Source organism: Shewanella waksmanii ATCC BAA-643 (assembly GCF_000518805.1).
Classification (GTDB): domain Bacteria; phylum Pseudomonadota; class Gammaproteobacteria; order Enterobacterales; family Shewanellaceae; genus Shewanella; species Shewanella waksmanii.
Map to the genome: position 1 here is coordinate 32556 of NZ_JAEH01000034.1, position 13784 is coordinate 46339.

Here is a 13784-nt window from a genome sequence, read left to right on the forward strand (position 1 = left end):
TATCAAGCATTTAATAAGGGATAGAAACTAGTGTTTAAAACTGTGACCCCAAGTGCATTAACGCTTAGTGTCACAGTTTCGTTCTTGATATCAAACAGTCAACGCAGTAGACATACTGACTAAGCAGTCACGCAATGCGCATCGGGGACATAGGTGGGGTAATCGGTATAACCTTGCTCGCCGCCACCATACAAACTTAAACGTGCGTCGGCATCAAATTCCGTGAGTGGCCAGCCATGTTGAAAACGTGCCACTAAATCGGGATTGGTCACGGAAGGGGTACCAAATGCCACTAAATCAACATAGCCGGCATCCAGTAATGCTTGTGCCGATGCGTTAGTCAGCTTACCCGCCACCATGATCTTATTGGGGTACACCTGCCGCACTCGTTGACGAAAGCTGTCTGGTACTGGCACATAGGTGCCTATATTTTCTGAAAAATGCACATAGGCCAATTGCATTGGCAGCATTTTATCCAAGGCGTTGACAATCAAATCGGCAATCTCAGTATCAATTTGGCTTGAGCCCTCTTTAACGTGAGGTGACACTCTCACAGCCACTTTGTCAGCACCAATTTCATCTACCACAGCTTGCAGGGTTTCCAATAAAAAGCGCATACGATTATCTTGGCTACCGCCATATCGGTCCTGGCGTACATTACTGCTACTTCGCATAAAGGTATCGAATAGATAACCGTGTGCAGCATGCAGTTCGACACCATCAAAGCCAGCCTTCATCGCATTGCGAGCAGCCTGTACAAAGTCTGCCTGTGTTTGTGCAATGTCAGCCAAGGTCATTGCCCTTGGTGCTTCGGTTTCGATCATACCAAAACCGCCTTCAGGCAATGGCCCATAAACTTGATCGGGCTCCTTTATCGCAGACGCTGCAACTGGCTGCTCTCCTGCAATAATGCTGTGGCTACGACGCCCAACATGCCATAACTGAATAAAAATCTTGCCGCCTTTGGCATGCACAGCATCGGTCACTTTTCTCCAGCCATCAATGTGCGCCTGCGTATAGATCCCAGGGGTAAGCGAATAACCGCGTGCCACTGCTGAAACGGGTGCGCCTTCGGTAATGATAAGTCCTGCCGAAGCACGCTGCGCATAATAGCGCGCCATCATCTCATTAGGCACATCTCCAGGCTGATCAGTACGAGAGCGAGTCATCGGCGCCATAACAATACGGTTTTGAAGCTGGCTTGCGCCTAGGTTTATCGCAGAAAAAATATCGGTCATGATTATTGCCTCATCAATTTATGTCGCCATCATAGCAAGCTATTGACGAGATATTGAGCGCGATAACAACAAATCATTTTTGTGAAAAATGCAATAATAAGGCCGATTACAGTGTTAAACGTGTCTCGATAAAATCAATAAACACACTGACCCTTTTGGCCACAGTAGAGCTTTTGTAATACACGGCGTTGACCTGCTCTCTCCCTGTTTGGGTCAGTTTTTGCGATTCGAATAGGGCCACCAGCTCACCACTGGCAATATGCCGCTTGACCATAAAGCCCGATAAACACCCAATCCCGTTACCGGCAAGCACAAGCTGGCTGACCGTTTCGCCACTGCTGCAGGAAATACAGGGACTAATAGGCTCCATACCCGCTAGCGGCCAGCGATTTAATATGGCTGCACCACTAAAACCAATGAGCTGATGGTTTGCCAACTCAGCCGCGGTTTGCGGTACACCCTGACGCGCAAGGTATGTGGGCGATGCAACAATATAAAGCAAGCTTTGACCCAGCGCCCTAGCGTGCATGGTGGAATCTGCCAACTGGCCTATACGAATAGCGACATCGGTGCGCTGCTCGATGAGATCGACAAACCCTTCGCTGCTACTGAGTACCAACTCAATATCAGGATAACATTGACGAAACTCGGTGATTAGCGGCACCAATTGATGCAATACAAACGGGCTGGCAGCATCCACACGCAGTCGCCCTTGAGGTTTAACCTGGCTAAGCTCATCTTCCGCCTGTTGGATAGCACTCAGCCCAACTCGTATCCGCGCCACAAATTGGCGACCCTCTTCTGTTAATTCAAGGCGTCGAGTGGTGCGGTTAAGTAAAGTCACATTAAGCTGCTGTTCAATACGACTGACCGACCTCGATACCTTAGCCACCTGAATATCCAGCGCTTTGGCGGCAGCAGAAAAGCCTCCGGCATCGACAACGGCCAGTAAAATATCTAAATCATCCGATCGAGTTTGCATGCAGGCGCCTAATCACAACACTAATTATTGCAATAATAGCAACAATTGATGAGTGGCGTAGTAATCAATTTAACGGTAAAGCTGGCCATAGTTGTCAACATGACGCTCCCATAAAGGCGGCGTACCTATGTATTCGACCACGGCGTTGACGAACTCTTTTACCAACAGGGTTTGTTTACGGTGGGGATAAATAGCGTAAATAGCCCGATCGAGATTAGACAGTACATGGTCGGTCAGCAGCGGTACTAGCCCGAGCTCATCGGCACTTTGGTACAGGTTAGACAAATCTAACATGGTGTAGCCCATGCCATCACTGACCGCACTAACCAATGCGCTAACATCGCTCATTTTCAAATTACCGCGCATGCGATAGTTCTTAAACACCTCACCGTGTGGTTGCTCGCTAATGCGTAATAAATCTAAACTAAAATCGCTATTGCTGTACACCACCGCCGGCAACTGCGCGAGCTCATCAGGGGTTTGCGGCAGCCCATACTTTTCAATGAACCCTTGTGAGGCAACAATGGCGAAGTGGGTATCAGCAATTTTTTTAGCAATCAGATTGGAGTCGGCTAACTTGCCCATCCGAAACGCCAGATCAAAATGATCGCCAATGATATCTGCTTTTTTATCGTCGAGGATTAAACTAATCTTCACTTGCGGATAGCGCTGCATAAACTGAGTAATAATCGGCTGTAGATACAACTGGCCAAAGTACACTGGCGAGGTGATCCGCAGTATGCCTTTAGGTTGGGACTGATAGGAGTCGGCAATGCTATTAATCTGATCTAAAGTATCAACTAAGATGTGCGCCTGAGCGAGTATCTCTTCACCTGCTGGCGTTAGGGCAAAAGAGCGCGTCGAACGATTCAGCAATTGGACGCCTAACTTGGCTTCAAGCAGCTTTATCTTTTTTGACAGTGCAGAGTTGTCCATATTGTGCAGCGCAGCCGCTTTAGTAAATGAGCCTTGCTGCACCACATCAATGAAAAGGGCCAATTGTTTGGTTATGGACACGGGCTACTCCTTGCTGCAATCGCTTCACTGTCTTAGTTATTAGCTTACCTGAGACAAGGAGTAACACCAACACACTCACCACCCAACAACCTTATTAGGGCTTAGATGGTAACGCCAATTGCTGCTGCACCATCCGCCAAGGTACCCATTTAAAATTTTGATGCTCATCGGGTAAACGGTTGCGCCCATCTTGCACGACCAACATGCCTTCAGACCATACACCTGCCCCCACCGCGCTAGAGGTCACCGCCAGTCCATCGGTTTCAGCACTACCATCATGACCCTGCTGGCCGTTCACACCAATACGAAAGCGTCCAACAAAGTCAAACGGTGGCTGGGCATCATAAAGCACATAGCTATCATTACCTTGGCTCGATACCACTAAATAGCTGTGATTTTGGGTTTGGTGGTAAATATCTAGTCCTTCAATATCTGCCACTAGCGGCCCACCAGCAGCGAGAATCATCTCGCCTTGTGGCTGTGAACCACTAAGATCAAACAGCCATATACCCGCATTTTCTTCGCCAACAAACAGCCGCTGGGTTTGATCATCCGCCACACAACCTTCTGGTTGCGTAGGCACCTTAAACTGTTGTACTTGTTGGGCTTTCAGGTGGTGTTTGTCCCATGTCAGTGCTAACTGGCTTATCGCGCCCGATTTATCATTAGCAAATGCGTACAAGCTGCCTTCATCGGGTTGATACAAGCACAATCCATAAATGTCAGTTAGGCTGGTTGCCTGCTCCACCAGCTGAGTTAGATGACCTTGCGGGTCAATTTCAAAAATACTCAGGCTATTGCGGTCTCGATTACTAGCAACCGCAATATCACGGTATTGGCCGCCTAATTTAACCCGCTGGCGAATATCAACATTATTGACACGCCCCGCAGCTAGCTGCTGCACCTGCTGACCCTGCATATCAAAGCTCAATAGTCCCCAGCGTTTGTTGGTACCCAATATGCGACTTTGACTCGGGTTGGTTGGATGTACCCAAATGGCGGGGTCATCCATGGTATCACCAGCGCGGTCTGCTATCGCGCTTTCAACTTGGGTTGGGATTTCACCAATCACGTCCTTCAATGACTTTGGCTCGGGCGAGAAGGCCCATTGCGCTTGATAATAACGCTTGTCAGCATCAACGAGATAGGTAACTTGGCTACCATCAATAGCGAAACTCTCTACCTCATCATGGTCCAACTTGGGGGTAAACAATCGCTTGCCTGAGAGGTTAAATATTTGCCCTGTACTATCACTTAACAGTACTTTGCCGCCAAACTGGCTAATGTCGGTAAAGGCATTATCGTTTTGTTGCAATACCAGTTTTCCCTCGGCGGGACTATTTGGCGCCGCCGGGTATTGCCAAACACCGTGTTGATTTTCAACTACGTATAACTGCTCAGTATTGCTATCTACAGTACACGTTAACGCACCCATCGCCACCGATAAACTGCGTAGTAACTGCGGCTGCCATTGCTGGTTGCTCATGAGTAACCACTGCTCAGCTTGGCCCTCTTCATTGCCAATCCATGCATATAAGTTGTTGTCGGCAGCCCTTGGTTGTAAACAGAGCCAATCTATCTGGATCTGCCGCTTAGGCAACAGCGCCAAACGTTGCATGTTATTGATATCAAGCTTGATCCCTTGTACTTGGTCTACTTGCATATCGTAGGTCAATGCAATATCTCCCCAAGTGTCGAGGTACTCAAACTGGCCCGGCACTAGCTGCTTAAGCTCGTTATCGACTAACGTCAGACCAGACTTTTCACTGACGAACAACCAATGGTCACGCCACTTTGCGGCTTGGCTGCCAGCCACAGGGCCCACCGGTATTGAGGCTTGGCTAACCGCACTAGCAGCCATGGTCTCACCACTATAAAAACCGCTCAGCCAAAGGCTGTTTGCACTTAAAATGAGTAAGCTATTTTTTATGTATTTATTTATTGTTTTCATAACTTGGCCTTACATATTGATGTACTGAATGCCTAACTGAAAAGTACGGCCGTACTCCTCATATTGGGCGTTGTAGCGCGACTGGCCGGTATAGACGTAGTAAGGCTCATCGGTAAGGTTTATTCCTTTAAAATAAACTGTGAAATTTTCAGTGATATAGCCTTTGGCCACAAAGTCCCATTGCGTATGCGCATCTTGGTAGATATCGAAATTAGCGTCATCGAGCTCGCTCACTTCTATTAAGTATTCGGACTTATAGGCAGCAGATAAACGTACACTGACATAACTATTTTCATAGCCAAATGACGCATTGGCAGTAAGTTCAGACTGGCTCGGCAGCGGGATATCACGGCTTTGCTTACCGTCATCTTGCCAAGAGATAGTGGCTGAGGAATCACTTACGGTGAAATTACTGGTAAAAATCAGCCCGCGCCAACCTTCCGGCATAAAACCAAACTCTTGTACGTAGGTCAGCTCAACCCCGGTGATGTTGGCATCATCACCATTGGTAAAGGTATTGGCTTTATCAAAATCTTGATATTGGCCATAACCTCCTAGGTCGGCTTCATAGATAAAATTGCTAATATCTTTATAGAAACCACTAGCAGATATCACACCTAAGCCGCCCATATAGTGCTCAATGCTTAAGTCCCAGTTCATTGACTCTAACGCTTCAAGATCGGGGTTACCAAAACTGGCTTCTAACTCATCATCGTCCACTTCTATCAGATAACCCGGTGCTAGCTGACCAAAAGTTGGTCGGACAATCGTGTTACTCCACGACGCTCTAAGTACGGTGTTGTCACTGTATTTGTAGTTAAGATGTACCCCAGGCAACCAATGCTGGTAATCTCTGTCGGTTTCGCTGGCAAAAAACTCATCTTGGCTCTCATCAAAACCAAAACCTTTGGTGTGCAGGTCGGTATGTTCAAATCGTACCCCCGCCAACAGCCGTAACTGATCGATATCGATATGCCCCATCAAGTATGCAGCACTGATGTCTTCATCAATATCAAAGTCATTAATGGTTGATTCAATCTCATCTTTGGCAGACTCTGCGTCCATACCATTAACCAATGCCCAAACGGGCGCCGCATCAATCGATGGGCCAAAGCGCCCTAGATTGTAATCGGGTTCTGGGCCGGCATAAGCACTCATTAGCAGCTCATCATCGGCAATGCCTTGCTCAGAGAAATCTTCGTAAATCCAAATATCTTCACGATTCTCTTTACTACGACCTGTGTACTTGCCACCAAACTTCACTTCAATAGGCAGCTCGTCTATCAGCCAGCGTTTACTCAAATCAAATTGAGCTGAAATCATCGTATCTACAGCGCTCGACTCGGCGATTTCAACTTTATCTATTTCATATTGATCAGCGCGATAGAAGGCTTCGCTAGCCGTCACTTTAGGGATTTGAGTATCATCAACGGCTACATCACTAAATTCACCGTTAAAATCTGCACCACCAATATGACGTGGCTTATCTGCAGTCGCCCGACTCCAACTGGTTTGATAATCGACCGTCCATTTGTCAAAGCGTGATTGACCGCCAAACACTAAAGAGCCTATGGCCTGATCTTCACTTCTGGCCTTTAAAGAGCGGGTTGCTTCTACATCGCCGCTGCCACCGACTTCAACACCATCTTCCCAAGCAATTTCATTGCCGTTCCGGGTTTCTGTATCATCAAATTGACTATAAAGCGTACGTAAATACATATCGTTGTTGTCATTGGGGCGAAAATCAAAATTCACTCCTAACCCAATGCGCTCGCGATTGATTTGATAGTCTCGTTGTTCCGCCTCTTCTAGCAATACAGGCTCATCAAATGCCCATTTACCACCAGTTTCTACGTTGTCTGAGCCGAAATCGCGGTTGTACCAACTCGCTGCAACAGCCACACCAAATCGGTCATCAAAAATATCACTGTAACTGGCAGCAAGTTTTGGGTTGGTGTTATCGGTAAGCTCATCGTAAGAGCCTTCAGCACTGACATTAAAATAGCTATCATCGCGGTCAAATGCGGATAAACTTTTTACCTCAATGGCCCCACCTAACGAGTCGGCATCCATATCTGGGGTTAAGGTCTTAGACACTTCTACTGATTGCAGTAAATCTGCCGGTACCACATCCAAGGCCACTGCACGGCGGTCACTTTCAGGCGATGGTAATCTAGTACCGTTCATTGATACTGCATTGTAATCTGGCGCCATACCACGAATACGCACAAACCGGCCTTCACCTTGGTCACGCTCTATCGACAGTCCGGGCACTCGCTGTAATGCTTCACTGATATTGGTGTCTGGAAAGTTACCTAAGGCGTCCGCACTTAACACGCTAACAAGGTTATCGGCGGCGCGTTGGCGATTAAGTGATTTGCTTAGGGCGCCGCGCTGACCAACCACTTGAATGTGCTCTAGTCCGGCCCCCTGCAATAGGATCTGACTATTGGTCACGCCATCTTGCCCCACGCTGATTTGCTCTCTGTAGGTCTGCCCACCCAAATAGCTCGCCACTAGGGTATATTCACCCGCCGCCACTTTAGGGAAAAAGAAGCGCCCGTCACGATTAGACTCTAGCTTGAGGTTTAGCTCTTCAATACTGACCAAGGCACCTTGCAATGGCAGTTGCGTATTGCTGTCCTTAACCGCTCCTTCGATACGACCAGCCCATGCCGCAGAAGGCATACACAGGCTGGAGGCCAGCAAAGCGATATAAAGAGGAGAAAGCGAACTCTTTAACGTCATGATTTTACATCCTATTGGTTGTTAGCTCTGATGGGCGGCAAAGCTAGGCCAAGGATGTGACAATGATGTGACGCCATCGCAGCGCCGATGTGAAATCCGCACTCAAAAGGCATAATTGTCAAGCTGTTGAGCTCATTTGACTGGGTTTACGCAGCTAAATTGCGAGGGCTGACACATAAAGCAAACAATACCCAGTCGGCGACTAAATCATTGTTATTATGAAACAAAACTACGAATCATCGGCAGTTATCTCTAAATAAGAGTTAGCAGCTAGAGGGTTTTTTCAGTAAACCGCTGACAGTTGCCTGAGCTAGTTTGCCCCCCCTAAGCCAACTGAACTCATCACAAAAACGTCATAGAAGCGCGATAACGTAATCGCTATTGTGATTCACACCCAAATACCTATGACCCATAGTTACAAACTCGCGATATCAATACTGCTTAGCTGCGCAGCGCTGCTGAGCTTATGTTTAGTACAAGCGCAACTGAAACCCACTACTGATGTGGATTGGCTAGATATTACTGCTGAAGGTGCGCTGTTATTACTTGGATTAAGCTGGCTAGTATTAGTGTTATCTGCACGCCCAGGGGGGCGCGTCACCCAGCTACTGCTTATCGGTTTGCTAGGATACAGTCTTGGCTGCTACATGGATTTGCTCGACGAGTTCTTTATCAATGATAGCCTACCAAGCTGGTTTAACTTGCTAGAGAAGCTACCAACTCCCATCGGCTTAGTGACATTAACCATAGGCTTGTGGCTATGGCGAGAGGAGCAAACCACAATCAACGAGCAATTGCGCACTCGCGAACAATTTTACCGGCAACATCAGTTGGTGGATCACTTAACCCAACTCTGTGATGCCCGCGCTATGCGCCACCAGCTCAATCAACATTTACGCCGACCACATGCGATTGCATTGATAATGATAGATTTAGATAACTTTAATCAAATCAATCGCCAACAAGGTTTTACCCAAGGTGACCAGTTACTGACTAACGTCGCACAGATGTTAGCAAGCCAATTACGCTCGCAAGACTTGGTATGTCGCTACGCCGGTGACCGCTTTGTCGTGATGTTAACTCACTGCAGCGAAGCCTTTGCCACAGCGATGGCGCAAGAACTGGTGACAGCCATTGCGCCCTTAGGTTGCCAAGCCAGTCAGGCTATTAGCTATACCAGCAGCCAAGATGCTCAACCTTCGAAAAGTGCTGAGCAACTTATCGAACAAGTGAATCAAAACTTAGAACGTGTCAAACGTGCACAGCAATGGCCCAAAGCCGGATGAAACGTGCGGCGATCGCGTACGCTGACGATAAGTGCATCGACAGTCAGCTATTGGTCGCCAACCTCGTCGCCCTGTTTCGCCAACGCGGGCTATCCATGATCACTTTGCTGGCGGGGACAGCCATATTTGAGCAAGACCTCAATCAATCCGGTCATAAAATTAGTGCCGTACAACTCAATAAATTGCTCGATAACGCTATCAAACAATGGCCAAGCGATGATTTGGCTTTCATCCTAGGACAACAATGGCTGCCAGCCCAAAGCGGCCCATTAACGCAAGGCTTATTGTGCTGCAAGCATTTTGGTCAGGCACAACAGTTTTGGCAACGCTATCACTGGTTAACCCAACCATGGCTGCAAATATCTCGCTGGCAAACACCGCAGCAGCAACACCTGCTCATCCAGCAAGATTTAGGCATGCCGCAATTGCAACGCTTTTTCATGGAATTAAGCTTATCGAGTTTAGTTGCTAGCTTTAAGAGCTTGAGCCGATCACGCTGGCACGGTCATTTTTCATTGCCTTATACCGCACCTAGCAATATCGATCAGTATTACAAATACTTAGGAGACTCCATTAAGTTTGAACAACCAATCTGTGTAGTCAGCTTCGACCAAACAATTGACCAACAACCTTTTGAAATGGCCAATCGACAGGGACTTTGGCAGGCTAATCGACAAATAAGACGGTTATACCTAAACAGTGACTTTCGAATCGGCCTGCCTGCTATGGTTCGCAGGTTAATGTTGCAGCAGATCCATAGCAACCAGAGCTTACCTGACATTGCAGCGCAATTATCTTTAAGCCCCGCCACGTTAAAGCGCCGACTTAAAGCATTTAACATCAGTTTCCAGCAACTACAGGATGAAGCTAAGTTACAACACGCTATCTATTTAATTGCCATAAATGGCGACAGTAACCCCCACATCGCCAAACAACTCAAATTTGCTGACAGCAATAATTTCCGCCGTTCATTTAAACGCTGGACTGGAAAGCTACCGAGCAACTTTAAATACTGGCTAACGAGCAAAATATAAAATTCTATTTTCAATCGTCATACAAACTAATGAAATAATAATATTTACCAAATTTAACATAGCGCTATTAAATCTCTGTGCTAAGTTTTAATGCCCTAATAGAAATTGACCATCTCTATTGGTAATTAAGGAGCGATTAATACCATCTGACAAAAAGGAAAACAGATGAAAACACATAATCATGGTCGAATTGGAATAAACAGCAACACATTAAAAACATTGCGAAAAAAAAGGATTGAGTCAAGAAAGGCTAGCCGATGAATGCGCCAAACAGGGATTACAAGTATGCGTGGCATCGATCAAAAGAGCAGAAGCTGGAAAAAACGTACTCTACCGAACCATAGTTAATATTGCACACTTTTTTAATATTACCGTAGATTATTTGCTTGAATCTGCCCCACTGCCACTTTGGCAATTTGCGAGCCAACACCCAAAATTTGTTAAACCCTGTATAGGTCGCGATTGGGAGTGTCATCAGCTTGCACAATTACAAGGATTAGCCCAACATTCCCTCCAAGGGCAGACCGTTTGCGTAACTGCAACGGCGGGCGCCGGCATATCCTGTTTATTAAAATACTATTGTCAACAACATGCCCAACAAGCGACGCTCCAAGCAAGCCAGCAAAGTATCTACATTGAATTTAGCAAAATCAGCACAGACAAAGACCACACCGCCTGCTTTATCTTGCAACTGCTAGCCCTAGCACCAAATACTAGCGATAGAGAGATTCGCGATAACGTTAAATCCTTATCAAAATCCTCTCTGCAGTTTTTAATCTTATTGTGGCTTACAGGCGTAACGCTGACTGAGACTGAACAACACAGTATTGCACAACTCAACCAACCACAACTTGACGATGTAATAGCGCAAGCGACGCAACTTTTACTACACCACTGTTCCGAACAAGCCGCTGCGATAATCATTATTGATGGCCTCCAAAGAGTCGATGAACTTTGCCTAAAGCTGGTAGGTTTTTTCATTCAAGCCGTGTACAGCAAACCCATACTTTGCGTGCTTGGTATCACCGAAGTTGCCGACTTTGTTCACCTGCCGATATGGCTTGAGCATGCCCACCAGATCAGACTTAAACCCTTAATGAATGACCATGCTAAAAAATTGGCAAAAAACCTATTAAGCCAACATGGAGTCTGCCCAATTAAACACGCCAACCAAGCCCAACGGGCGATTGAGCTAGCCAATGGGCACCCCGGTATGTTGGAGCAACTACTCTTAAGTCATAATAAGCTTGAACCACTGCCAGAAAGTATCTTAAAACCAATCTTGTCCAATCTTTATTCACTCACCACCGAGCAAATCACTCTAATAAAATATTTAAGCATACTCGGAATTAAATTCAGCATTGATAATATTGAGTTTTTCTTTAACCAGATAAATATTACCAATCCGCTTAGTCAAATTAACCAATTAATTTACCGAGGTTTAATCAAGCCAACCTCTGGGGAATACTGTTTTAATCACCCTTTAATAAGACGAGTTATTAAGGAGCAAATAAAAGCCCAAGAAAAAGTAGCACTGGAAACTATTTATCAACTATCACTGCAGTAAGTGATCCGTAAGTGATCCGGTTTGAATATAGCAAAGCCGTTAAATTTTCTTCCGCAGTCAATTTAGGTCAACGTTGTGAAGCGATAAATCTCGTTAGCCACAGCATTTTCCTGACTGCAACTGACATCAATTGAACAGGAAGGAAATCACTATGGAAGCACAACTGAGAATCCACAAGCGCAACACATCTTGGGTGGGGGAAAGCCAAGCGCTGACTCAAACTCGTCGAACTTTAAATGCGCTGGCACAAAGCCAACTCCCCGTCCTTATTCAAGGACAAACAGGTACGGGCAAGCGCATTGCCGCCAAAGAGTTGCATGAACTTGGTAAAGGTAAACATAATCCCTTTGTCACCGTATGCTGCAAACGTTGGAATACCAGAGATTTAATCAAGTTAATGGATGAGAGCTGGGAATATGCCCAAGGCGGCACCTTATTTGTACGAAATATCGAAGCAATCAAGGCCAATGACGCAGCACAAATTAAAGATTTTTGGCTGCGCGCAAACCAACAAGATGATGTCAGGTTGATTGCCTCAACCAGTCAAGCAGATAACCTCGATGGTAATACCATTAATATCGACAGTCACTTTCTAAGTTGGTTGCAATACCATTGCTTAACCATCACTTTGCCAACGTTATCGGAGCGCAGTGACGATATCCCAGCACTTATTCACTACTATCAACAACAAGATAGCGCGATGGACACATTGACCTTTACGCCCTGTGCAGCCAAAGTACTTAGCCAATATCATTGGCCAGATAACATTAAACAGCTCAAGCGCTGCCTCGATAAATTAGTGGTACTGGCAAGCACCAAGCAGATAGACAAGCACTGTTTACTGCAGCACTTTCCGTTAATGTTGCAGCCCGATAACGTCACTAAGCCAATCTCATTGTCTATGTTGCAGATAGATAATATGACTGATCGGAACCGCATCGCAGGCAACAATATTTTGCGTCTGGCGCTGCCCCACCAAGCCACTACGAAAATGACAAAATTGCCGCCGAAATCATTGTCACCAACCCTCAATAAGGAGGCTATCTGCGGCCATCACCCTGCACTCGACCGTGCAATACCCTATCTGTTTAACAACTACCGCAAACGGTTAAATATGGAAGATCTCGCCAGTCACGCCTGCGTAAGTCCTTCACACCTATCGTTCTTATTTAAGCGCTATGTTGGTCAATCATTTAAGCAAACTTTATTGAACCTTCGCATCAACGAAGCCATGAAGTTGTTGGTCGATAACCCTGAGCGACAAGTCACTCATGTATGTGATGATGTAGGCTTTTCTGATTTAAGTTTTTTCGTTAGAAAATTTAAAGCCACTGTGGGATTAAGCCCTGGGGTATACCGAGATCAACATCGAGCTTCGAACAACAATGGCTATAAATTCTAGTATCGGCTGCTACTTGTGGCTGCTAGTCGCAGTCTCAAGTAGCACTAATATCTGCCGAGATTTTACCAATCAGCTTCCTAATTGATACCAATCGCAATGGATTTGACCTTTCTATACTGACACCTGCGTTTGAAATTGTCGCTCTAATAGACACTCATATTTCGAACCACACGGATGATATTTAGTGAATCACAATTAATTAAATAAGGGTTTATTATGGCATTTCCAACAGCGGTCAATGACCAAATCACAGATTCAGTTACTCAAGCAAATGTAAAAGTGCTCGGCGACGCGCCAGCCATGTCGATGGGTAACTTATTTCAAGCCACCTCTCAAGCACTAGGTAATGCTGCGCACAACGCGACATCTGCTCAACAGCAAACAGCCATTACTGCACAAGCCGCCACCACAATGGGTGTGACGACCTTGTACTCAATCGATACAGCATCAACTGGGGTAGCCACCAAAGACATTCTTACCCCAAGCAGTAAAGTTGCCGGTCTGGGCTCTTGATTGAACACAGTGTACCGGTTTTACGCCACGCTAATACGAGGAGACA

Annotated in this window: 10 protein-coding genes; 5 read left to right on the forward strand and 5 right to left on the reverse strand. The window is 46.2% G+C overall.

Annotated features, from left to right (window positions below; all coding sequences use genetic code 11):
- Positions 1-119: 119 nt before the first annotated feature.
- From L865_RS0113645 to L865_RS0113665, 5 genes are all read right to left on the reverse strand, one after another.
- On the reverse strand, positions 120-1238 hold the full coding sequence (locus L865_RS0113645) for an alkene reductase (RefSeq protein WP_028773753.1): 1119 nt from the start codon (positions 1236-1238) through the stop codon (positions 120-122).
- Between the two features lie 106 nt (positions 1239-1344).
- Positions 1345-2220 carry a LysR family transcriptional regulator gene (locus tag L865_RS0113650; RefSeq protein WP_028773754.1) on the reverse strand — a complete coding sequence of 292 codons (876 nt, stop codon included), beginning with the start codon at positions 2218-2220 and terminating at the stop codon, positions 1345-1347.
- 69 nt (positions 2221-2289) lie between these two features.
- The gene (locus tag L865_RS0113655; protein WP_028773755.1) at positions 2290-3237 is read right to left on the reverse strand and encodes a LysR family transcriptional regulator; all 948 of its coding nucleotides are present in this window, start codon (positions 3235-3237) and stop codon (positions 2290-2292) included.
- Between the two features lie 94 nt (positions 3238-3331).
- Positions 3332-5188 (reverse strand): phytase, encoded by a 1857-nt coding sequence (locus L865_RS0113660; RefSeq protein ID WP_051484608.1) that lies wholly within the window; start codon positions 5186-5188, stop codon positions 3332-3334.
- Positions 5189-5197: 9 nt separating this feature from the next.
- Complete coding sequence (locus L865_RS0113665; protein WP_028773757.1) at positions 5198-7936, reverse strand: TonB-dependent receptor; 2739 nt, start codon at positions 7934-7936, stop codon at positions 5198-5200.
- Between the two features lie 404 nt (positions 7937-8340).
- Here L865_RS0113665 and L865_RS23810 point away from each other — a divergent pair, with 404 nt between their 5' ends.
- From L865_RS23810 to L865_RS0113690, 5 genes are all read left to right on the forward strand, one after another.
- Positions 8341-9222, forward strand: a complete 882-nt coding sequence (locus tag L865_RS23810; RefSeq protein WP_051484609.1) for a GGDEF domain-containing protein — start codon at positions 8341-8343, stop codon at positions 9220-9222.
- The gene (locus L865_RS0113675; RefSeq protein WP_028773758.1) at positions 9204-10256 is read left to right on the forward strand and encodes an AraC family transcriptional regulator; all 1053 of its coding nucleotides are present in this window, start codon (positions 9204-9206) and stop codon (positions 10254-10256) included. The genes L865_RS23810 and L865_RS0113675 overlap by 19 nt, the downstream gene beginning before the upstream one ends.
- Before the next feature lie 289 nt (positions 10257-10545).
- The gene (locus tag L865_RS0113680; RefSeq protein ID WP_028773759.1) at positions 10546-11823 is read left to right on the forward strand and encodes an ATP-binding protein; all 1278 of its coding nucleotides are present in this window, start codon (positions 10546-10548) and stop codon (positions 11821-11823) included.
- 151 nt (positions 11824-11974) lie between these two features.
- On the forward strand, positions 11975-13225 hold the full coding sequence (locus tag L865_RS0113685) for a helix-turn-helix domain-containing protein (RefSeq protein WP_028773760.1): 1251 nt from the start codon (positions 11975-11977) through the stop codon (positions 13223-13225).
- A 216-nt stretch (positions 13226-13441) separates the two neighbouring features.
- Entirely contained in the window at positions 13442-13738 is a 297-nt protein-coding gene (locus L865_RS0113690) for a RebB family R body protein (protein ID WP_028773761.1), read from the forward strand.
- Positions 13739-13784 lie beyond the last annotated feature (46 nt).